Genomic DNA, 23,382 nt, shown 5'->3' with positions numbered 1-23,382 from the left:
AATAACGCGAGGTTGTCGACATAGGTTTTAATCAATAACCAGTGAAACGAATTCATGGATGCGGACAGGTTGGAGGCATCAATGAAACACACAATTCAATAAAATTATTATGGATCTTCATTTAAAAGATAAAGTTGTTATTGTTACGGGGGGCGCGAAGGGGATCGGACGTGCTGTTGTGCATGCTTTGGCCAGGGAGCAGGCTATTCCTGTCATTGTTGGACGTAAGCAGGCCGACAACGAGAAAGTCAGGGAAGAGGTGAAACAGTTTGGGATTGATGCTTTGTGTATCGAAGCTGAATTGTCCAAACCTGAAGATTGTGAAAAAGCAGTACAAAAGACACTGGAGGTCTATGGTCGTATCGATGGTTTAGTGAATAATGCAGGACAAAATGATGGGGTAGGCTTAGCTTCTGGTAATTACGAAAAATTTGTAGCCTCACTCCATAAAAACCTGATCCATTATTATTTAATGGCGCATCACGCCCTCGACGCCCTGAAAGCATCTAAAGGTAGTATCGTCAATATTTCTTCCAAAACAGGAGAAACCGGACAGGGCAATACTTCGGCCTATGCCGCTTCCAATGGTGGACGGAATGCGCTGACACGTGAATGGGCGGTAGAACTGTTGCCTTATTCCATCCGTGTAAATGCGATTATTGTTGCCGAATGCGCAACGCCACAATACGATACCTGGATACAAACTTTGTCAAATCCAGCGGAAACTTTGAAAAAGATCACAGATCGTATTCCTTTAGAACACCGTATGACAACAGCAGAAGAAATTGCGGATACCACCGTATTCTTACTGTCTGATAAGTCAAGCCATACGACGGGACAATTGATCCACGTTGATGGCGGTTATGTTCATTTAGATCGTTCGATTATCGCGGAGTAGCAACAAAAAAAGCTTGTTCATTTGAACAAGCTTTTTTTGTGGTGCCACCTGGGTTCGAACCAGGGACACAAGGATTTTCAGTCCTTTGCTCTACCAGCTGAGCTATGGCACCAGTTGACCTTTTATTTAAATCTGTGATCATCAGATTGAAGCGTGGTGCCACCTGGGTTCGAACCAGGGACACAAGGATTTTCAGTCCTTTGCTCTACCAGCTGAGCTATGGCACCGCTTTTTTGCTATGGGTTTGTTCCCCTATTGCGATGCAAATATAGTGTGATAATTTGAATTCTAAAATTTTTATGTGGATTATTTTTCCTCTTTTTTCGAAAGTGTTGATTTTGATTGAGATAAAATTACAAGAAACTAACATAGAGAAAAAGGAATAAGCTGTATCTTTGCATTTCAATAAATAGCGATGAGTAAAAGAGGAAGAGTTTTAGTTGCAATGAGTGGAGGGGTCGATAGCTCCGTTGCTTCTGTCATGCTCCACGAACAAGGATATGAGGTCATAGGTATTACGATGAAGACTTGGGATTATGCGTCCGCGGGTGGTTCATCTAAGGAGACGGGATGTTGTAGCCTCGACAGTATCAACGACGCTCGTACATTAGCCGTAAACTATGGTTTCCCTCATTATATATTAGATATACGCGATGAGTTTGGAGACTTTGTAATTGATAATTTTGTAGAGGAATATATTGCTGGGCGTACACCCAATCCTTGTGTTCTTTGTAATACCCACATTAAATGGGAAGCTTTGATGAAACGTGCCGATAAACTGGATTGTGAATTTATCGCTACGGGCCACTATGCCAATATCCGTATGCACGATAATGGCCGTTATGTGATATCAAAGGGTAAGGATGAAAATAAGGATCAATCCTACGTCCTATGGGGAGTATCGCAGGAAAACCTAGCGCGTACACAGTTCCCATTGGGCTCCTTCACGAAAAAGGAAATCCGTCAGATGGCGCTTGACATGGGACAGAAGGAACTTGCCAATAAATCGGAAAGCTACGAGATCTGCTTTGTGCCGGATAACGACTACCGCGCGTTTCTGAGACATAAAGTGCCTACATTGGATCAACAGATCGGTCCGGGCAATTTTATCCTTTCAGACGGAACAGTTGTTGGTAAGCATATTGGCTACCCATATTTTACCATCGGTCAACGTAAAGGTTTGGGCATTGCTTTGGGTAAACCCATGTTTGTGATCGAAATTCTTCCTGAAAGTAATACCGTGGTATTGGGAGAGGAGCATGAACTTGAAAAGTCACACGCTTACGTCCGGAATGTAAACTTCGTGAAATATGCAGGTCTTGACCAACCGATGGAAGCTATTTCGAAAGTACGTTATAAAGACTCCGGTGCTTTGTCGACAATCTCACAAGAGGGCGATAAAGTACGTATAGATTTTGTGCATAATGTAAAAGGTATCGCGCCCGGACAGTCGGCTGTATTCTACGAAGGAAATGATCTCTTAGGAGGTGGTTTCTTAATGAAATAGTAAAAACTGATCCAAAATTCAGCATAAGAATTCTAATCCCTATACTGTAGCTACAGTATAGGGATTTTTATTTGTTCGATCCAATCTCTGGTAGACAATAGAGCTAAGCTATTTTCATAAAGGACTATTTCATAGACATCTTCAACGGGTAATTGAAGCAGCTCCATCTTATCTATATCTGGAATATGGAAAAGTGGGCTAGGCTGTATCCATAATTGTTTTTTAGCATTTTAAGCGCGTTGAAAATTGTGATCATGGGAACTTTAATTTATTGCTCAAATAAAAAGCAATAATCGGCCATAATTGCTTTTTATTTGAGCAATTATGGAAGATCAAGAACTATTTGAAAATGAACCAAAATACCGAAACTCAAATCATCAATGCTAAAAATGTTTTTTAGTGTTCTAAGCTCCGATAAGATGTTAATGAGTGGGGGGATTTTCTACTACATTTACTTGTGCAGTAGAAAATAAAATTGTATTTTTCGTTGAGATCATTGTTTTTTGGACGTATATCCGTTGGATGTAAGGAAATGACTTATTAAATCCATGAAGCCAATTTTAAGAAATCTATATTTACTCGCAATCTTAATGATTTTCAGTCCTACAACTAGCGTTTTTGGACAGCAGAATACGATATTGGATTCGGTCATTCGTGTTTTAGAGGCAAAATCAATTTATAAAAACCGCGTGAATTGGAATCGTATAAAGATAACTACTTCCGAAACGCTAGACCGTACTGTGCTGGATCCTGTCGAACAGGCTCTTCCGGCAATTCGAAGATTGTATACTGAATTAGGTGACAAGCATGGGATATTTATGACTAAAACAAAATCAGTCAGATCTTCTCGAAATGATGAGCACTCAACTTCGGACTCTATTTTATATCAATATGCTTTTAATGAAAATTATGCATTCCGAACCGCTGTTATTGATCATAAATATGGGTATTTTTCACTTCCTTCCTCACAGCTCACGCTCGAGGAATCTAAGGATAGTTTAATTGCAGTAACACGTGTGTCACAAATGGCGCAGCAGTTACAGGATTCACTATGCTCGCTGAGTAATTATGATTTAAAAGGCCTCATAGTAGATTTAAGGTTATGCATGGGTGGAACTCTCTGGATAGACTTGGGCGCTTTAATACCTTTGCTAGGCGATGGGAATCTTTTTAGTATAACAAATACTGGTTCGAAAGATGAGCAAATTAGACTTGTTAACGGCAGTATTTATATTAACAACACAAAACAGGTAAGTACATCGCTGCACAGCTGTTCCTTTAAAGGGAAAAAGATTGTTGTGATTACAGGGCCGATAACAGGTAGCGCCGGAGAACAGACAGCAGTTGCCTTGAGAAAGATTAAAGATGCAAAATTTATAGGTGAACCTACCGCTGGCTATCTTACAATGACAGATCTTCATCACCTTTCGGACGGAGTTTCCTTTACGTATTCTGCAGGCTATGCCAGGGATAATAATAACCAAGTATATGGGGACAAATTTGTTCCTGATATTCATATTTTAGGCGGAGATAATTTCCCGTCATTGAAAGATGATGAAAAGATAAAAGCCGCGATTAAATGGATGGAGGGTCAATATTTACCTCATAGCGTCAACTGATAAATTCCAGCACTTATTTTTTAGTTTGAATATTACTAATAATTTTAGTAATTTTAAATTATGAATCCGTCAGAATATTTTAAGGGCAGGGGGGCACAGATCAATCCCAATAACAAATTTTTTTCTAACCAGTATGTGCAGGAGCACATTGAAGGGTTGGACGAGGAATTTCTTGGGGCCGAAAAAACACAGTTTATTCCGACGCATCCGAAGTCCATTATCTCCAAATCCAATAGTCCAGACCTGCGCTTTGAAAGGTCTATAAATCCTTATCAGGGCTGCGAGCATGGTTGTATTTACTGCTATGCCCGCAATTCGCATGAATACTGGGGCTTTAGTGCGGGACTGGATTTTGAGCGTAAAATTCTGGTCAAGCATAATGCGGCGCAGCTCCTGGAACATGAGTTTCGCAAGTCGAGCTATCAGCCTGATTTGATTATGTTATCCGGCAATACGGATTGCTATCAACCTATTGAGAGAAAATTGGGGATCACACGTTCGCTTTTAGAATTGATGCTTAAATACAGGAATCCCGTTTCCATTATCAGCAAGAATGTATTGATGCGAAGAGATTTTGATCTCTTGCGCGAACTTGCAGCACTGAATCTGGTATCCGTTGCAGTGACCATTAATTCGCTACGTGAAGAGGTACGGCAGAAGATGGAACCCAGGACCGCTACAGCGTCAGCGCGGTTAAAACTGATCGAGGGATTGACTGGGATAGGTGTACCGGTAATGCTAATGATGGCACCCATCGTTCCGGGAATCAATAGCGATGAGATTTCAGATTTGATCCGTTCGGGAGCAGATGCAGGAGCAATTACAGCGTCTTATACCATCGTAAGGCTTAACGGACAGATCGGTGGCATCTTTAAAGATTGGTTGTATCAGAATTATCCGGATCGTGCTGAAAAGGTATTGCATTGGATCGAGGCTTGTCACGGAGGAAAGATTAATGACACTGATTTCGGACGACGGATAAAAGGGGATGGCAATATGGCCGAGAGCCTGCAGCATCTGTTTAAATTGTCGGTCAAAAAATATATGGGGAATGGCACCTTGCCTTCCTTGCGAAAAGATCTTTTCCGCTTACCGGATGCAGGTACGCAACTGGGCTTATTTTAACAGAATAAAGGTCCCGATTTCTAAAACAATCGGGACCTTAATTTCGAACGGAGATCGTTGGCTTCTGAAATGATGAAACCGCTAAAATTGACTTTTAATCCTTATTTTTTCTTTTGATCAATACATAGCTGAGATATAATAATACGAGCCAGACGGGAATCAGTTCAACCGGCAGTTTCATGCCTGTTATCCACATAATGCCCAGTACAGCAATCAGAAAGATCAGACAGATGTAATTGCTCAATGGATAGAGAAACGAAGGGAATTTCGTTTGAACATGTACATCGAGTTTATTTTTTCTAAAATACAAATGTGTAATTGAAATCATTACCCAGTTGATAATCAGTGAAGATACGACCAGCGACATCAGGATCTCCAATGCATTTTTTGGAGCGACATAATTGATGAAAACACAGATTGCGGCAAACACCGCCGAAACTAGAATAGCATTGATAGGTGCGTGGTTTTTGTTGAGTTTGGATAAAAACTTAGGGGCGTTACCCTGCTCAGCGAGACCGTAGAGCATTCTGCTATTACTATATACACTACTGTTATACACCGATAAGGCCGCAGTAAGAACAATCAGGTTGAGTGCGTTGGCTATAATTTTTGTGAACTGGAATGTTTTTCCAAATAGGCTAAACTCAAAACCATTGAGCTTGTCAAAGACCAGAACAAAGGGGCTGGTATCGGCTGTGATATTTGTCCACGGGGTGAGCGAAAATAGGATAATTAGCGCACCGACGTAAAAGATTAGGATCCGATAGATGACCTGATTGGTGGCTTTTGGGATATTTTTTTCAGGGTGTTCGGCTTCCGCTGCGGTGATGCCGACCAATTCTAGTCCGCCAAAGGAAAACATGATCAGTGCCAAGGCCGATAGCAATCCTTCATAACTTCCGTCTCCGGTCTGGTTAAACCAGCCTTTCGGGAAGAAGCCGCCATGAGATGTCAGGTTACTCAGGCTCGCCTGCTCGCCACCGGTGCCACTGACCAAGAGATAGACTCCAAATACAATCATGGCAATAATAGCCACAACCTTGATGATCGAAAACCAAAATTCGGTCTCGCCATAAATTTTTACAGAAGCAAGGTTCAGGGCATTGATAGCGAAGAAGAAAAATAAACTCGATCCCCATAATGGGATTTCTGGCCACCAGAACTGGACATATACACCGATAGCGGTTAACTCAGCCATGCTCACTAAAATATAAAGCACCCAGTAGTTCCAGCCGGAAGCATAGCCGGCAAAAGATCCCCAGTATTTATTCGCGAAGTAACTAAAGCTCCCCGAAACGGGTTCCTCAACTACCATTTCTCCCAACTGGCGCATAATGAAAAAGGCAATTATTCCAGCAAATGCGTAACCGAGTATCACTGCCGGTCCTGCCAGTGTCGCTGCTTTTCCGATTCCCAGAAACAATCCTGTTCCAATGGCACCGCCGAGAGCGATCAGCTGAATATGTCTATTTTGTAGTCCCCTTTTTAATTGTTTCGAATCCTTGTTATCCTGTTTCTCCATCTGTATGGTTAATACGGTTACTTATTTAGTGTTGGCCGGTCTGGTCTTCAACGGTTATATCGCTGCTGTCCAGCGCGGAATCATGATGCACAGCAACTTAGCCGCAAAGTACCACAAATTATTCATGTTGTTACCATGATATTTTGACCTAAGCGCATAAAGTTAATAAAACCCTTAGGTATTTTATGCACCTTAGGCATCCCTTTTTGTTAAACTGGTAAGTAATCTTGATTTATGTTGCTGAATAACATGATATTTAATGCAAAACGCTACCATGAGAATGGTAGCGTTTCTTTTGTTCGTAGCTAGTGTGATTTTTGGCCACTCTACCTTAGAACGAAATTTTGTTTGCAAATGATACAGTAAAAGATAAATTAATTTGCTTTTTGAGGTTTTTCCACTGTTCCGCAGCTGCATCCGCAACCTTTGGAGCAACTTGATTTACCTTTCAGTGATTTGCGGACATTTCCAACGACATACCATACAGCCGCTAATACCAAAACTCCAACGATGAGATACTGTACTGTTAAATTATCCATGATCTTTAATTTTTAAGGTTGTGAACGTCCAAATGATGGCACTCGCACAACGCGTTAATTTATTTTAAAAGCTGATAGGCAATCAAGGCACTGAAATAAGCCAGGCCTGTCATAAAACCAACTTGAATTAATGTCCATTTCCAAGATCCGGTTTCCCGTTTCACGGCTGCTATTGTACTCATACATTGCATGGCAAAAGCATAGAATAAAAGCAGCGATATGCCTGAAGCAAAATTATAGGCTGGTAAGCCCGTGTTACGGTTAATTTCGCTCCGCATTTTGCTTAATACTGTAGTCTTCGTAGCTTCATCTTCAATATCCACTTCGTCACCAAGACTATACACGGTTGCCATTGTTCCCACAAAAACTTCCCTTGCCGCAAATGAAGAGATCAAACCGATTCCCATTTTCCAGTCATAGCCCAGGGGCTCCACTACAGGTTCAATTGCCATGCCAAGATAGCCAAGGAAGGAGTGCTCCAGTCGGTAAGAAGAGATCTCATGGTCGAGGTCCTCGCCCGTGAGGTTAGGATTGCTTTGTGTCACATATTCTTCCGCTTTGGCGAATTTGTCATTTGGACCAAAGCTGCCCAATGCCCAAAGGATAACGGAAATCGCCAAGATAATCTTACCGGCGCCGAAGACAAAACTTGCCGTTTTCTCCCACACATTCAGAGCGACGTTTTTCCAGTCCGGAGACTTATAGGTCGGAAGCTCAAATATTAAAAAAGACTTGTGTTTGGATTTAATGATTTTGGTCAAGAGTATCGCTGAAAACAATGCGGCAAATATTCCCAGGAGATACATGACAAATAAAACCATACCCTGCAATTGAAATCCAGCATATTTGGTATCCGGGATTACCAGTCCGATCAATACGATGTAGATAGGGAGGCGGGCAGAACAAGTCATGAACGGTGTGACCAGTATCGTGACCAGTCGTTCCTTGGCATTTTCGATATTACGTGCCGACATGACGGCCGGTACCGCACAGGCAACGCCCGAGATCAGCGGAATGACGGATTTTCCATTTAGTCCAAAAGGTCTGAGCCAACGATCCATCAGGAAAACAACACGGCTCATATAGCCCGTTTCTTCCATAATGGAAATGAAAATATACAGAATAACAATCTGTGGAATAAAGATGACGATACCACCAATACCCTTGATAATACCATTGCTTAACAGATCCGTGAGTGGACCTGCGGGAAGCGTGGTCTGCGTATAAGCCGCAAGATCACCAAAAAGTCCATCAATAAAGTCCATGGCTGGTCCTGACCAGGTGTAGATTGCCTGAAAAATCAGGAAAAGAATACCAAAGAAAATCAGGTAACCGAAGATCGGATGAAGTAGTATCCTATCAATGGCATTTGTCTTATTTTTGTTGGATGCATCGTCCTTGGTATAAATTTCGGATAAGCTATGATCCAAGGATTTGCTCCGTAGGATGGCTTCTTCTTTTTGTAGTTTCTCGGCTTTTAACTCATGTTTGTCACGAATTTGCTGAATAGCCTGGTTTTTTTCTTTGGAGAGAAACGAAACTTCACCTTTAGCCAAATATTGCCAGGTATGGTATTCTGTATCCAACGGAAACAGCCTTTTGGTTTCTTCCAAAGCTTCATTTGCTATTGTCGGCAACTGGAATTTGCTGATATACATCGGTGGTACCGCATCAAAGCTTTTGATCAGCTGATCGATGCCCTGTCCAGTGCGTGCATTCGTTTCGTATACTTTTGTGTTGAGTAACTGTTCAAGTTTTGCGATATCTATGCTGATTCCTTTTTCTTTGGCTTCATCGATCATATTGATCACAAAGATGGCCGGCAGCCCGAGTTCGCGCGCTTGCTGATAAAGGATGATGGATCTTTTCAGGTTGGTCGGTTCGGCAACGACGACAACGAGATTTGGTCTAAAGCTGTTTTCTTTATTGACCAGGGTATTGAAGACGACTTCTTCATCCATTGAACTGGGGAACAAGGTATAGGTTCCCGGAAGGTCAATGATGCGATAGGTCTTATTGTTGGCTTTTACCTGGCCCTCACGTTTTTCTACGGTGATACCGGGATAGTTTCCTACTTTCTGGTTTAATTTTGTAATCCGGTTAAAAAGGGAAGTTTTACCCACGTTTGGATTACCCAAAAGTGCAATAATCGGGTTATTCATTATTTCTGATCAATAAGGATGACTTTAGCTTCTGATTTGCGAATGGCAATCAAGGCGTTATTAGCAATAATATTTAAACATATAGGACCGTCGAGCGGTGCGATATGTTTCACTTCTACTTCAGTACCGGGCACAAAGCCTAATTCGAAAAATTTAGCTGGAATATCGTGCGAATCAAAATCAATAATCACCGCTTTTTCCCCTTTTTTTAGCTTATCTAAGCTGCTTTTATCACGCATCTACCTATTTTTTTGTATCCTCCAAATATACAGATTTTCTACCATTTAGAATGATTCTAATGTCATAGTTATGTATTTAGCGTAAAAAACAGCTATCTTTACGATTAAAAAGGGATTAATTATCAACCAAAATGAAAATCGAGCAGGAAATCAAAGTAAGCAAATTCAGCAATGAATGGCATCGATGTACCGTAAACATCCTATACACGTACAATTGGCTCAATAATGAACTTGAACAAAGGGCAGGCAAAGAGGGGATCACTTTGAAACAATTTAATGTCTTACGTATCCTACGAGGTCAATACCCAAAACCGGCCACCAATAACCTGATCAAATCAAGAATGCTGAGCAACACGCCAGATATTTCCCGGATGATGGATCGCATGGTCACCAAAGGACTCGTATCCCGCTGTCAATCCGGTGGTGATAAACGTGCTGTTGATCTGTTCATCACCGATAAGGGCCTGAAGATTCTTGAAAATCTTGAGGAGCCTATGCTGATGACGGATATTCTACCCAATAGGATCAGTGAAAAAGAAGCCATCCAGCTCAGTGCTTTATTAGACAAATTAAGGGGCTAATTAATGTGCATGGTCATGATGATCATGATCATGCCGTTCTTCTTGGTGGCTTTCTCCATGGCCATGTGCATGATCGTGTTCGCCAACGAAAGCAAAGCTTGCCAGGGCAATGGCCACGCCGGCAATCACCGCAATCATCTTTTTCTTGTTGAATTTGTGATGGTCTATAGATCCGGATTCAAACAATATGGTCGTGGATATATGTAGAAATATACCGATGACAACAGCCATAATCTTATCAAAATACTGCTGTATATCACCGACTTCGCCAGCACTGATGGCCTTACTCAATAGAAATCCAAATGGCGTCATCGCTGCAAATAGCGCAAGCGTGATGATAATGGTATTTTTTTTCAGGTGCGTACTGATGAGAATACTGCCTAAGGCAAACGCTGCCGGAATGTGATGGATCGAAATCCCTAACGCGAGTTCGGTCTGATGTGTTGCCGCCAATGGCATTCCCTCCAAGAAAGCATGAAGGCATAAGCTAAACATAATACCGATCGGAAAACGATGGCTATGATGTCCATGCTCATGCTCCGTATGGATGTGTCCGTGTTCAATCCCCTGGGAAAATTGCTCAAGGAATAACTGGAACAAAAAGCCACCGAGTACATAGATGCCCAATACCTCGGGGGAAGTATTCGTTGACTGATAAACATGCGGAATTAAATGCAGTACCGTAATGGAAAATAGGTAAGCCCCACTAAAAGAAAGGATCAATTTTAGAAAATTTGTCCCTTTTTTCTGGACGAAAAAAACAGCGATTCCACTTGCAAATGCAGGTATGAATAAAATTAAAATCAATAAAATTGAATTCATTATACTTGTTCAGTTTTAAAAAAGCTAGGTACGAACCGCTTAAACAGGTAACCTGTAGCCAATCCAACCAGGATTCCCAGCGCGGAGCCACAGAGTATGTCAAAGGGGTAATGGACACCAACATAGATTTGCGAGACCGAAATCAGAAATGCCCAGGCAATACAGAGCCATAGGACATATTTCCATCTTCTGCGGAATAGCACGATCCAAAAGAAAGCCAAGGAAAAGTGATTGGCCGCATGAGAGGAGGTAAAACTAAATCCAGAGCCACAGCGTACCCGGATATTGACATTCTCCTTAAACTCCACATCATTGCAGGGCCTGATTCTCTTAACATTCTTTTTGATCAAGTGAGATGAAATACCATCGGATATACCAAAGGTAATCAAGGTCATCGCTACAATCAGTATACCTGTTTTTCCATACGTTTTGATGAAAAAAATGATCAGAAAAAGATATAAAGGAGCCCAAGTGTATGGATTACGCAATATAGGCAACAGCCAATCGAACACGGGGTTACTCAGGCCCTGGTTGATGGCAAGAAAAATCTCTTGATCGATGTGTACTAATTGTTGAATCATAAATGTTGTTGATTACAATGAAATTCCCAAACTTTTAAAAACTCGCTTTTCAAAAGTAAAAATAATTTCATTGCAAACGATTGTTTCTTTTAAAAACAACTTTGTTGCAACAAAGATACGTTAAAAATTCAATAATTATAATTTTAATTCGAGATTTTATTGGCATAATGCTAAATTTACACGTTAATCAATTCAAAGGAAATGACTTTAATTAAATCAATCTCAGGAATACGTGGTACGATAGGCGGTCGTGCAGGAGAAGGACTTACGCCAATAGATATTGTTAAATTTACAGCTGCATACGGAACGATCATTGTAAAACAAAGTGGCATAAAGAAAATTGTAGTCGGAAGAGATGCCCGTGTTTCAGGCGAAATGGTCAGTAATCTGGTTATCGGTACCCTGCAGAGTATCGGTGTCGATGTGATTGATTTGGGATTATCGACGACTCCTACAGTCGAGATTGCTGTTCCCTTGGAAAAAGCCGCTGGCGGTATTATCCTGACAGCTTCGCATAATCCGGGACAATGGAATGCGCTTAAACTGTTAAATGCAAAAGGCGAATTTATATCGGATGCGGAAGGTCAGGAAGTATTGGCACTTGGAGAATCCCTGGACTTTGATTTTTCTGCCGTCGAAGAACTCGGATCGGTGCACAAAGACTATTCATACTTACAAAAACATGTTGACGCTGTATTGGCCTTGGAATATGTTGATAAAGAGGCGATCAAAGCAGCCAACTTTAAAGTTGCTTTGGATGCGGTGAACAGTACGGGGGGAACATTTATTCCGGCCTTGTTGGATGCATTGGGGGTACAGACAATTTATAAAATTCACTGTGAGCCCAATGGTAATTTCCCGCATAATCCGGAACCCTTAAAAGAACATTTGACAGATTTATCTGCTGCTGTCATCGAAAATAAAGCTGATTTGGGCATTGCTGTCGATCCGGATGTGGATCGTCTGGTATTTATGATGGAAGATGGCGAGCTATTCGGTGAAGAATATACACTTGTTGCCGTGGCAGATTACCTTCTGCAGCATAAAAAAGGAAACACGGTATCTAATTTATCTTCTACACGTGCTTTGCGTGATGTGACCAAAGCACATGGCGGTGAATATTATGCTGCTGCAGTCGGTGAAGTCAATGTGGTCACCAAAATGAAAGAGGTGGATGCCGTAATCGGTGGTGAAGGTAATGGTGGTGTTATCTATCCGGCTTCGCACTATGGTCGTGACGCTTTGGTAGGTGTGGCCATTTTCCTGACACATTTGGCAAAACTGGGCAAGAAAGCTTCAGCATACCGTGCCTCATTACCGCAATATTTTATGTCTAAAAATAAGATCACGTTGACCCCGGAACTGGATATCGACAATCTATTGGCGAAAATGGAAGAAAAGTATAAAAATGAAGAGCACAGCACTATTGATGGTCTGAAAATAGATTTTGAAAATGAATGGGTGCACTTACGTAAATCCAATACCGAGCCAATCATTCGGATCTACTCTGAAGGCCCTAGCCCCGAAGCTGCTGAGCAGATTGCTCAAAAGATCATTCGCGAGATCGAAGAAATAATTAAATAAAACAAAAAGCTGCAGATGCAGCTTTTTGTTTTATGATCTACATGGAAATATATTTCCACAAAATAAAAACACGTTTTCATAATTTATGATTAAAAAGACCTATATAGCGATTTATTGTTTTTTAAGCCTGTTTTTACTTGCCGTTTCGTCTAAGGCTCAGGAGCCTGTCAACGCGATCAATGCTACCCTGGATGCCTGGCATAAATCTTCGGGCGAAGCGAAGTTTGGCCCTTTTATCAATTCACTTGCGGCAGATGCGGTTATATTGGGGGCAGACCGACAGGAACGTTGGGATAAGAACCATAGTGATAAATTCTCTGAACAGTATTTTAACCCGAAATATGCCTGGAATTATACCTATCAAAACAGATATGTGCATTTTAATGGCGATAGTACAACGGCCTGGTTTGATGAAACCTTTAAGATAAATACGAAGTACTTTCGTGGTACCGGCGTAGTGAGCAAAATAGACAACGATTGGAAGATCAGGCAGTATAATATCGCGATGCTGGCGCCTTATGAAGATGTTAAATCTGCCTTAGGAGGAAAGCAGGGACATACTATACACAACAATCTGCTGCTGGTGATGGTGCTATTTTTCTTTATGGCGATGCTGTTTGTCCTCAGTCAGCGCTTAAAGATATCCTATCCCATCCTGTTGGTTATTGGCGGCTTAGGTATTTCCCTTATTCCCGGAGCACCGGTCATTAGCATAGATCCGGATATTGTCTTTTTGGTATTTTTACCGCCATTGTTATTTGAGGCTGCCTGGTATACGAATTGGGGAAACTTTTTGAAATGGCGCCGATCTATTTTTATCATGGGCTTTGGCCTGGTCTTTTTCACATCCTTGGCAATCGCTTATTTTTCGGTCAGCATTATCCCGGGCTTCACCTTAGCCTTGGGTTTTCTGCTGGGTGGAATTATATCACCACCAGATGCCGTCGCTGCGAGTTCGGTGTTAAAGGGGATCAGTATACCCAAACGGGGGATTGCCATTCTGGAAGGGGAGAGCCTGGTCAACGATGCGGCCTCTCTGACGGTGTTTCGTTTTGCGTCCATCGCTATTTTAACAGGTCAATTTGCCATGGGTACGGCAACAACACAATTTCTTGTTCTGTCCGTGATGGGGGTCGTTGTTGGTCTGGTGATCGGCCATATCTTGTATTTCTTTTTGCGTTACGTGGCCAAATCCTCCAGCATATCAACTCCGATCACCTTGATTGCCCCATACCTGATGTATATTGTTGCGGAGCATTTTGAATGGTCGGGCGTTCTGGCAGTGGTCAGTGGCGGATTATTCCTTTCCTTCCGTGCAGGTGATTATCTGAACTATCATACCCGTATCCAGACCAAGGAGGTTTGGGCGACAATAGGTTTTCTATTGAATGGTTTTGTTTTTATCCTGATCGGGCTTGAACTTCCCGTGATCATCAACGGATTGGGTGAGTACTCGATGGAAGAAGCCATAGATTACGCCTTGGCAATCTGTGTTATTGTCATCGTCCTGCGCTTGGTAGCGGTTTATCTCTCAGCCTATGTGCCGCGTCTATTGTTCAAGCGGGTGCGTGTCAAAGAAAAAGGTCCGGGCTGGAAACTGCCTTTGGTAGTCGGTTGGGCCGGTATGAGAGGTGTTGTTTCACTTGCCTCGGCCTTGGCCATTCCCATGACATTATATGACGGAACAGCTTTTCCGCACCGTAATCTTATTTTGTTTATCACTTTTGTCGTTATTCTAGTGACCTTGGTGTTTCAGGGACTTACCTTGCCGCTGTTAATTAAGCTAATAAAAATTGATGAGGTCGACGAACAGGTATCCGTGGAAGAACAAATTGATGAGATCCGTGTTAAGCTCGGTAGGGATTCGATAGCTTATCTGGATAAGCATTATGCCAAAGAAATGATGGAATATGAAACCATTGCACGGGTCAAAGAGCAGCTTATCAGAAGCGTAAATGCTTCTGAACGTGCTAAGGAAGAAGATACCCGTGCGCAACTCTCAGCTGTACGGGGATTATATAACAAAATTATGCTGGAAATTCTGGCTTTGCGTCGCGATGGATTAGCGAAGATGAAAGAGAGCAAAGAATATGATAGCGATGTGATCAAAGAACTGGAGTATTCGCTGGATCTGGAAGAGTCGCGGCTGTCACGCAGATAAGACGATTACCCGGAGAAAAGACGTCAATTCTTTTCGTAGCATCCGGCACCAAAAGCTGGGAAGCTCAAAAAATAGCAAGGTTGACCTATTGGACCAGCCTTGCTATTTTTCCTTTATCCCCAACCAGAAAAACAGCTTTCCCTTTTTTTGCTTTTTGCACCGCATTGTAGCTTTCCCGGGAAATGGTATGCCATGTTTTTCCCTGATCATCCGACAGGTCTGTGCCTGATGTTCCGGTGCAAATAAGCTTTTTGCTTGAAAGATAAATCACCGCTGACTTAAAGCCTGATAGGGGCTGACGGGACGGATGCCAGGTTTTACCGCCATCATGACTCAGAAAACAGGCCTTTTCCGTATTCTTGTCATTCCGGTAATCTCCACCGACGACGATGCCTTTTTTGGGTGAATGAAATGCTATGGAAAATGGCCCACTGCTATTTTGCCCTTGCGTGATGGGGCAACTGTAACGCTGCCAGGTGTCCCCCTGATCACTGCTCGTGTAAATATTGGAAACCGTTCCGCCTGTTGCGATCCAGAAATTCCCCGTCGGCAGACTAAAGATAGAGGTACCGCTGGCGGCAAAACCAGCCTCACCTTCGAAAATGGTATAGCTTAGATTGGAGGATATATCCTGCCAGGTCTGTCCAAAATCTGTCGTTTTCAATAAAGGCATCTTCCCGTTGATGGCGTCACCAAAAGCGATACCAACACCTTTAGGTGTAAAAGCAAAGCCATCATAAAATATTTCAGGTCGTGTATCTTTAAAAACCTCTTTCCAGCTTCTGCCGGCATCAGTGGTGCGCAGGATCAAGGCCGGGGAACCGGCGGAGATAATCAGTGCCTCATTTTCATCAAAAGCTTCAATATCCCTAAAGTCGATTTTTTCGTAGCCTATGGGGTTGATCCATTGCCAGTTTTTTCCTGCATCCGTACTTAATCCGACTGTTCCATTGTTTCCGCTGACCCAGAGCGTCTGATCGTCAACTACGCTTAGTCCACGGTAACTACTGTTGCGTTCTTGGTTCAGCAACTGAATCGTGTTTTTTTGTGCGGATAGTGTTTCGGTCAGAAAGACCTGAATGAGGAAGAAAAATAAGAATGGTTTCATGTGGTTATACTAGTTATTGCAGTAAATTCAGCCCTATAATTACATTAAATTCAGTTATATCATTGCCATACGGTTTATTTGCGTTAAATTCGATGGTATTATTGCATAATTCCGCTCGCGTTGTAACAGTAAATCTACCTATATTATTTCGATAAATCTGTACCTCTTCTTTTTCTCCTGCGCCCTTTTTTTAAGATTGTTTTGCGCAACTGCAGAAAACCGACCGTCATTTTTCTAGGTGATTTAAAATAGGGGATACTCAATACTACAAGCAGCGATATACAGGCCGATGTCCCCAATGCGCCGCCATATCCATTAAAGAACTTGCTGGTATTGAGCAGGATGGTGGTGAAGATTACGCCGGCCAAAGAGAGCCCGAAATAAGTGGACAACTGCGTTTTGGACACCATTCCGATAAAAGATGCACCGATAAATACGGCTGGAATATACTGTGTGAGATAGCTGGACAATAGCTGTGGAAAAAAATAGAGAAAACCGGACACGATCAAAGTCAATAAGGCGGAGGAACGGACAGCCCCCTGTTTGTATCGGGTATTGACATAGTATGTTGCTGTACTTCCGATAATTCCGACAAGATAGAGAATGAATGTTTCCATGTTATTTGAAAAGATAAAGCAGTAAATAGGTCATCGAAACACCAAGAAAAGCCAATGTTCCCAATTTGCCACCGATCCCATTCAGCAGGCTTTTTGAAATGACCAGAAAGATGGCGGTAAAAACACTCGCGGTCAGGATAAAAGAAAAACCGTGGGCAACCTGCGCGCTGGACATGCCGACAAAGGCACCACAATAGACGGCGGCAGGGAGGTGGGGGAGATAACCGGACTTTTTATTGATATTGGGGATAAATGATGCCAATGTTCCTGTCAGTGCAGCACCCATCACTGGGCCAAGGCCAAAAATCTGATTAAAATAATAGGAGGCAATAGCACCTACGGGCACCCATACTGCTATTTTGATCGACTCATATTCATGTATATGATGATGTATAGGCGACTTAAAGTAGCTATATAACATGAATAAAGAGAGTAATCCGATGAAAGACAGGACAATATATGAACTGGTGTTTTCAACAAAGATGGCTACTAGAAAGAGTGCCTGGATAACAAATAGTAAGCAAATACTTAGAATTCTAAACTTCTGCCGGGCTTGCATTTATTTCAAATTTCGGCAAAGTTATTAATTATTTGTCTATTCTGCAGGTAGATTTTCTTTTTATCAGGATTGGATCGAGGACAACCTGCTGGATATCTTCATAAGGATCCTTTTGTTTGACCATTTGTAAAAAGAGCTTGGCACATTCTTCCCCCATTTTGTTGGCCTGTTGATCGATACTGGACAGGGTCGGTGTGATAAACGAAGAGAAGGTCTGATTTGCGAAACCGATCACACCAGTTTCGGGGATATTTATCTGTGCAGTTTTAAGCGCCTGAATAATCCCGACAGCAGTAAAGTCATCCCCGCCAATGATGGCATCCGGTTTAACGGAAGATTTCAAAATCTGCTCTGTGCCTTTTATCCCCGCCTCGATAGATAGTTCGCCCTTTACAATAAGTTCATCGAGTTGGGGAAGGTCCGCTTCCTTCAACGCTGCTTCAAAACCGCTGAAACGATCCTGAAAAATAGCGATTTCTTTGTTTGTGGTGATAAAACCAATTTTTTTATAGCCCTGTTCGATCAGATGTTTAGCCGCAAGATAACCCGCCTCAAAGTCGTTTAGCTTGACGACAGGGGCGGCAATGTCCTGATGTGTACGGTCAAAGATGATCAGGCATTTGCCTTGTTTGATGACTTCCTGAAAATGTGCAATATCCTGTGTCTCTAGGGAGAGGGAAGCAATGATTCCGTCTACCTGTGCTTCCAGTAAGGTTTTTACACCATTTACTTCATCCGTATAGGATTCGTTTGACTGATAGAGCAATAGGCTATAGTTGTGTTTCTTTAATTCTTTTTCAATACTGTGAACAGCTTCTGCAAAAAAGTGGATTTGCATCGTCGGCACGATAACGCCGATGGTATTGGACTTGCCCGAAGAGAGCGAAGACGCAATTTTATTGACACTGTAATTCAGTTCTTTGGCCTTTGCCAGAACCAGCTGCCGTGTAGCCTCACTGATGGTAGGTACGTTATTCAAGGCACGGGAAACCGTTGAAACCGTGATTCCAAGCGCCCGGGCAATATCATAAATCGTTGTTTTTTTATTCACGCCCCAAAGTAAATAATTTTATTGAATATTTTGGAAAATTCAGAAACATATCCTACTTTTATGCAACCGGTTGCAATGTTGTTTCCGCTTATTGTTTTAAATAACCAGTTTTAAAAGAAAATCAGATGTATTTTTTAGGGATAGATATCGGTACATCTTCGGTCAAGGTTTCCATTGTCGAAGCGTCCTCACAACAAAAGATCTGTTCAACGCAGTATCCCGCTGTTGAAGCACCCATTTATTCGCCGCAGCCCAATTGGGCAGAGCAGGATCCGCTCGATTGGTGGAGCTATTTCAAGCAGGCCTTATCCAAGGCCAATGCCACGGGCTTATACGATCCGAAGCAGATCACGGCCATCGGCATCGCTTATCAAATGCATGGACTTGTTGTGGTCGATAAGGATCAACAGGTATTGCGCAATGCGATTATTTGGTGTGACAGCCGGGCTGTTGCATTGGGAAATAAAGCTTTTGAGGAGATCGGAAAGGAATTCAATTTAAACCACCATCTCAATTCTCCCGGTAATTTCACGGCTTCCAAGCTCGCTTGGGTGAAGGCAAACGAGCCCGAAATCTATCATAAAATTGACAAGATCATGCTTCCCGGTGATTTTATTGCCATGAAACTTTCGGGATCCATCAGTACATCCATTTCTGCTTTATCGGAAGGGGTATTCTGGGATTTTCAACAGAATGAACTTTCAACAACGCTGATGGATTATTACGGTTTTGATTCCAAACTGATTCCGTCAGTATTACCGGTTTTTGCTGAGCATGGTCAGATCAAGAAGGCAGTGGCCGAAGAACTGGGGCTTTCATCCACAGTGACCATCAATTACAAGGCCGGGGATCAACCAAACAATGCCTTGTCATTGAATGTGTTACAGCCGGGTGAAGTGGCTGCCACGGCGGGAACTTCCGGTGTGATCTATGGGGTGAGTGATCAGCTGATCGCTGACCGAGAGTCCCGTGTCAATACCTTTGCTCATGTCAACTATCGGGAAGATGCGATCCGGACAGGTGTATTGCTCTGTATCAATGGTACGGGGATTATGAATAGCTGGGGCAGGAAACTTTTGGGAAAAGATTTATCCTACGATCGGATCAACGCCATGGCTGCTACTTCGCCGATTGGAAGTAAGGGCTTGCAGGTTGTTCCCTTTGGCAATGGTGCTGAGCGTATGTTAAATAATCAGCTGGTAGGTGCTTCGATCTCATCCATTGACCTGAATAGACATGAAACATCCGATATCTTACGGGCTATTCAGGAAGGGATTGCCTTTGCTTTTCGCTATGGCTTGGATATTATGCGTGAAAATGGCCTTTATCCGCAGATGATCCGTGCCGGACACGCCAATTTATTTATGAGCCCGGTATTCCGCGACTCATTCGTGGGGGCGACCAATGTTCCTGTGGAAGTATATGATCATGATGGTAGTGTTGGCGCGGCCTTGGGAGCAGGCATCGGCAGCGGCTATTATAGTGATCTCACCGAAGCTTTCAGGAGTTTAAAACCTGTTTATACCGTGGAACCCCAATATGTGGAACAATACGAAGAAAATTATCAACAATGGAAGGAAATATTAGAAATTAAAATCAATAGCAAATAAAAATGAATATTATTAAAGGACAAAAAGAGTTTTTCAAAGGGATCGGGCAGATCGAATTTGAAGGAAAAGAAAGTAAAAATCCATTTGCTTTCCGTTATTACAATCCGAAACAAATCGTTGCGGGTAAAACGATGGAGGAGTATTTTAAGTTTGCCTGTTCCTATTGGCATTCGTTCAATGGTGATGGCTCGGATCCATTCGGCGGTGCTACGCACAATTTCCCTTGGGATGAGAGCACGGATGCGATCACACGTGCAAAGGACAAGATGGATGCCGCTTTTGAATTTATCAGCAAAATGAATATTCCATATTACTGTTTTCATGATGTGGACTTGGTTGATTATACCGACAACGTGCTGGAAAATGAAAAAAGATTGGCAACTATCGTGGATTACGCCAAAGAGAAACAGCAGGCGAGTGGTATCAAGCTGCTTTGGGGTACAGCCAATCTTTTTAGCCATAAGCGCTACATGAATGGGGCAGCGACCAACCCGGATTTTCAGGTATTGACACACGGTGCTGCGCAGGTAAAAGCTGCATTGGATGCAACAATTGCCCTAGGTGGTGAAAACTATGTGTTCTGGGGAGGAAGGGAAGGTTATATGAGCCTACTTAATACCAATATGAAACGTGAACAGGAGCATCTTGCCAAGTTTTTACACTTAGCGAAGGACTATGCGCGTAAAAATGGTTTCAAAGGCACATTCTTTATCGAACCAAAACCATGCGAACCGACCAAGCACCAATATGATTACGATGCGGCCACGGTGTTGGGATTCTTAAGACAATATGATCTTTTGGACGATTTCAAACTTAATCTTGAAGTAAACCATGCTACCTTAGCAGGCCACACTTTCCAGCACGAATTGCAGGTCGCGATTGATGCCGGAAAATTAGGCTCCATTGACGCCAACCGAGGTGATTATCAAAATGGCTGGGATACCGATCAATTTCCAAATGATATCAATGAACTAACCGAATCTATGTTAATCATTTTGGAAGGCGGCGGCTTCCAGGGTGGTGGAGTTAATTTTGATGCCAAAATTCGCAGGAACTCAACCGATCCGCAAGACCTATTCTATGCCCATATCGGAGGAATGGATCTTTTTGCAAGGGCTTTGCTTACCGCCGAACGCATCTTGGAAGACTCTGAGTACCGTAAAATACGGGCCGACCGCTATGCTTCTTTCGATAGTGGCAATGGGGCTTCTTTTGAGCAAGGAACCTTGAGTTTGGAGCGTTTAAGAGATCTGGCCGTAGAATTCGGTGAGCCACAAACGATCAGCGGCAGACAGGAGTATTTAGAAAATTTGATCAATAGATATATATAGTTATTCAAAATATTTCTATATTAGGCGATCAAATTAAACCAATTACCAACACATGAATAATTATTTAAGTACAAAAGATTACATCGTTTTCCTGATATACTTTGTCATTGTTGCAGGCTATGGATTATGGGTGTATTATCGCAAAAAGTCTGAATCTGTAGGCTCAAAGGATTATTTCCTTGCCGAAGGGTCCCTTACTTGGTGGGCGATCGGAGCCTCGCTGATTGCGTCCAATATTTCTGCGGAGCAATTTATTGGTATGAGTGGTTCGGGCTTCAAGATGGGACTAGCGATTGCGACTTACGAATGGATGGCAGCAATTACCTTGATTGTGGTTGCGGTATTTTTTATACCGGTCTACCTCAAAAACAAGATCTTTACCATGCCACAATTTCTGCACAAGCGATATAATGGTACCGTTGCCATGATTATGGCCGTTTTTTGGTTGCTGTTATACGTTGTGGTCAACCTGACTTCTATTCTTTATTTGGGAGCCATTGCCGTCAGCAGTATTTCGGGTATCAGTCTGGAAGCATGCATGTATGCCATTGCTATTTTTGCCGTTATCATTACCTTGGGCGGTATGAAGGTGATTGGCTATACGGATATTATTCAAGTGTTCTTTTTGGTGTTGGGTGGTTTGGCAACAACCTATTTGGCATTGAATCTGGTTTCAGAACATTACGGTGGTTCGGGCATATTGCAGGGCTATCACTTGATGACAGAGAAAGCCTCTGATCACTTCCATATGATCCTGGATCGTAAGAACGAAAACTACCTCGATTTACCGGGATTAACCGTTTTGATCGGTGGTATGTGGATTGTAAACCTAAACTATTGGGGCTGTAATCAATATATCACACAGCGTGCATTAGGCGCTGATCTAAAGACTGCACGCAACGGAATCTTGTTTGCAGCATTCTTAAAATTGTTAATGCCGATTATTGTGGTATTGCCGGGTATTGCCGCTTACGTGATGTGGAAAGATGGCTTATTCCAAAATGAAATGATGCAACATGGCGAGGTAAACCCAGATCATGCTTACCCTGTTTTATTGAATCTGTTGCCGTCAGGACTGAAAGGACTTTCATTTGCGGCATTGACTGCTGCGGTAGTTGCTTCGTTGGCGGGTAAGGCAAATAGTATTGCGACAATTTTTTCGCTGGATATTTATAAAAAAGTATTCAATACCGAAGCTACTGACAAGAAATTGGTCAATATTGGTAAACTGACTGTTGTTGTTGCCATGATTCTGGCCGTGATCATCGCGCCACATTTGGGTATCGACAAAAAAGGTGGATTTCAGTATATTCAGGAGTACACCGGATTTGTGTCGCCGGGTATCTTTGCCATGTTTATCTTAGGATTCTTCTGGAAGAAGACGACGTCCAATGCTGCGTTATTTGCGACGATCGGTGGATTTATCTTGTCTATTATTTTCAAAAAATTACCGGACTGGGCAGATCTTTCGTTCTTGGCCTCTACTGGATTTTCTATTCCAAATCCGACAACCGGTGTTTACGAAATTCCGTTTTTGGATCGGATGGGCTTTGTCTTTGTCATTTGTATTGTTGGTATGATCATTATCAGTATGATTGACAACAAGCGTGGTGTAGTGCCTGCGGGACTGGAAGTAGATACGACAATGTTTAAACCGCATAAAGCATTTTTGATCGGAGCATTGATTGTTGCCTTATTGGTGACAGCATTGTATTCCATCTATTGGTAATCCGATCATCAAAAAGGCCGTATAGAGAGCCCATATC

At 42.4% G+C, this 23,382-nt stretch carries 20 protein-coding genes and 2 tRNA genes; 10 read left to right on the top strand and 12 right to left on the bottom strand.

All coding sequences use genetic code 11. From position 1 onward, the window contains the following. The first annotated feature begins 109 nt into the window (after positions 1–109). Positions 110–898, top strand: a complete 789-nt coding sequence (locus DCO56_RS28480; RefSeq protein ID WP_108637060.1) for an L-fucose dehydrogenase — start codon at positions 110–112, stop codon at positions 896–898. A gap of 39 nt (positions 899–937) precedes the next feature. On the opposite strand, the gene DCO56_RS28475 is transcribed toward DCO56_RS28480, so the two are convergent. Beyond that, positions 938–1,010 (bottom strand) — tRNA-Phe (locus DCO56_RS28475). A 42-nt stretch (positions 1,011–1,052) separates the two neighbouring features. Further along, positions 1,053–1,125: transfer RNA gene (locus tag DCO56_RS28470), tRNA-Phe, on the bottom strand. A 188-nt stretch (positions 1,126–1,313) separates the two neighbouring features. Between DCO56_RS28470 and mnmA the strand changes: the two genes are divergently transcribed. The 3 genes from mnmA to DCO56_RS28455 all read left to right on the top strand — a co-directional run bounded on the left by mnmA (position 1,314) and on the right by DCO56_RS28455 (position 5,149). After that, entirely contained in the window at positions 1,314–2,405 is a 1,092-nt protein-coding gene (gene mnmA, locus DCO56_RS28465) for a tRNA 2-thiouridine(34) synthase MnmA (protein WP_046672147.1), read from the top strand. A 548-nt stretch (positions 2,406–2,953) separates the two neighbouring features. Beyond that, positions 2,954–4,024 carry a S41 family peptidase gene (locus DCO56_RS28460; RefSeq protein ID WP_108637059.1) on the top strand — a complete coding sequence of 357 codons (1,071 nt, stop codon included), beginning with the start codon at positions 2,954–2,956 and terminating at the stop codon, positions 4,022–4,024. Positions 4,025–4,084: 60 nt separating this feature from the next. After that, on the top strand, positions 4,085–5,149 hold the full coding sequence (locus DCO56_RS28455) for a PA0069 family radical SAM protein (protein WP_108637058.1): 1,065 nt from the start codon (positions 4,085–4,087) through the stop codon (positions 5,147–5,149). A gap of 94 nt (positions 5,150–5,243) precedes the next feature. Here DCO56_RS28455 and DCO56_RS28450 read toward each other — a convergent pair whose 3' ends face one another. From DCO56_RS28450 to DCO56_RS28435, 4 genes are all read right to left on the bottom strand, one after another. Then, on the bottom strand, positions 5,244–6,671 hold the full coding sequence (locus DCO56_RS28450) for an amino acid permease (RefSeq protein WP_108637057.1): 1,428 nt from the start codon (positions 6,669–6,671) through the stop codon (positions 5,244–5,246). A gap of 374 nt (positions 6,672–7,045) precedes the next feature. After that, on the bottom strand, positions 7,046–7,210 hold the full coding sequence (locus DCO56_RS28445; protein ID WP_108637056.1) for a FeoB-associated Cys-rich membrane protein: 165 nt from the start codon (positions 7,208–7,210) through the stop codon (positions 7,046–7,048). A gap of 59 nt (positions 7,211–7,269) precedes the next feature. Beyond that, a complete protein-coding gene (gene feoB / locus DCO56_RS28440) occupies positions 7,270–9,372 on the bottom strand; it encodes a ferrous iron transport protein B (protein WP_108637055.1) in 2,103 nt (700 codons plus the stop codon). Then, positions 9,372–9,611 carry a FeoA family protein gene (locus DCO56_RS28435; protein WP_108637054.1) on the bottom strand — a complete coding sequence of 80 codons (240 nt, stop codon included), beginning with the start codon at positions 9,609–9,611 and terminating at the stop codon, positions 9,372–9,374. The genes feoB and DCO56_RS28435 overlap by 1 nt, the downstream gene beginning before the upstream one ends. Before the next feature lie 131 nt (positions 9,612–9,742). On the opposite strand from DCO56_RS28435, the gene DCO56_RS28430 reads away from it, so the two are divergent. Next, complete coding sequence (locus DCO56_RS28430; protein WP_108637053.1) at positions 9,743–10,192, top strand: MarR family winged helix-turn-helix transcriptional regulator; 450 nt, start codon at positions 9,743–9,745, stop codon at positions 10,190–10,192. Here the strand turns inward: DCO56_RS28430 and DCO56_RS28425 are convergent, their stop codons facing one another. Beyond that, on the bottom strand, positions 10,193–11,014 hold the full coding sequence (locus DCO56_RS28425; protein WP_108637052.1) for a ZIP family metal transporter: 822 nt from the start codon (positions 11,012–11,014) through the stop codon (positions 10,193–10,195). Continuing rightward, positions 11,014–11,595 carry a phosphatase PAP2 family protein gene (locus tag DCO56_RS28420; protein ID WP_108637051.1) on the bottom strand — a complete coding sequence of 194 codons (582 nt, stop codon included), beginning with the start codon at positions 11,593–11,595 and terminating at the stop codon, positions 11,014–11,016. The genes DCO56_RS28425 and DCO56_RS28420 overlap by 1 nt, the downstream gene beginning before the upstream one ends. A gap of 201 nt (positions 11,596–11,796) precedes the next feature. Between DCO56_RS28420 and glmM the strand changes: the two genes are divergently transcribed. Next, positions 11,797–13,179 carry a phosphoglucosamine mutase gene (gene glmM / locus DCO56_RS28415; protein WP_108637050.1) on the top strand — a complete coding sequence of 461 codons (1,383 nt, stop codon included), beginning with the start codon at positions 11,797–11,799 and terminating at the stop codon, positions 13,177–13,179. An 85-nt stretch (positions 13,180–13,264) separates the two neighbouring features. Further along, a complete protein-coding gene (locus DCO56_RS28410; RefSeq protein ID WP_181390704.1) occupies positions 13,265–15,340 on the top strand; it encodes a Na+/H+ antiporter in 2,076 nt (691 codons plus the stop codon). Positions 15,341–15,425: 85 nt separating this feature from the next. On the opposite strand, the gene DCO56_RS28405 is transcribed toward DCO56_RS28410, so the two are convergent. The 4 genes from DCO56_RS28405 to DCO56_RS28390 form a co-directional block, all read right to left on the bottom strand. Further along, the gene (locus tag DCO56_RS28405) at positions 15,426–16,448 is read right to left on the bottom strand and encodes a WD40/YVTN/BNR-like repeat-containing protein (RefSeq protein WP_108637049.1); all 1,023 of its coding nucleotides are present in this window, start codon (positions 16,446–16,448) and stop codon (positions 15,426–15,428) included. A 143-nt stretch (positions 16,449–16,591) separates the two neighbouring features. After that, complete coding sequence (locus DCO56_RS28400; protein WP_108637048.1) at positions 16,592–17,065, bottom strand: hypothetical protein; 474 nt, start codon at positions 17,063–17,065, stop codon at positions 16,592–16,594. A gap of 1 nt (position 17,066) precedes the next feature. Continuing rightward, positions 17,067–17,486, bottom strand: a complete 420-nt coding sequence (locus tag DCO56_RS28395) for a hypothetical protein (protein ID WP_241254937.1) — start codon at positions 17,484–17,486, stop codon at positions 17,067–17,069. Positions 17,487–17,652: 166 nt separating this feature from the next. Further along, positions 17,653–18,675, bottom strand: a complete 1,023-nt coding sequence (locus DCO56_RS28390; protein ID WP_108637046.1) for a LacI family DNA-binding transcriptional regulator — start codon at positions 18,673–18,675, stop codon at positions 17,653–17,655. Positions 18,676–18,800: 125 nt separating this feature from the next. Here DCO56_RS28390 and DCO56_RS28385 point away from each other — a divergent pair, with 125 nt between their 5' ends. From DCO56_RS28385 to DCO56_RS28375, 3 genes are read left to right on the top strand one after another with little or no spacing between them, the layout of a single operon-like run. Then, positions 18,801–20,285: a xylulokinase gene (locus DCO56_RS28385; protein WP_108637045.1), complete on the top strand. Its 1,485-nt coding sequence runs from the start codon at positions 18,801–18,803 to the stop codon at positions 20,283–20,285. Between the two features lie 2 nt (positions 20,286–20,287). Then, a complete protein-coding gene (xylA, locus tag DCO56_RS28380) occupies positions 20,288–21,616 on the top strand; it encodes a xylose isomerase (RefSeq protein ID WP_108637044.1) in 1,329 nt (442 codons plus the stop codon). Between the two features lie 52 nt (positions 21,617–21,668). After that, positions 21,669–23,345 (top strand): sodium/sugar symporter, encoded by a 1,677-nt coding sequence (locus tag DCO56_RS28375; protein WP_108637043.1) that lies wholly within the window; start codon positions 21,669–21,671, stop codon positions 23,343–23,345. Positions 23,346–23,382: the final 37 nt, after the last annotated feature.

The sequence above is a fragment of the Sphingobacterium athyrii genome (genome assembly GCF_003071065.1).
GTDB classification, from domain to species: Bacteria; Bacteroidota; Bacteroidia; order Sphingobacteriales; family Sphingobacteriaceae; genus Sphingobacterium; species Sphingobacterium athyrii.
The sequence above is the reverse complement of the archived record's forward strand: the minus strand, read 5'-3'. Positions and strand labels throughout refer to the sequence as shown.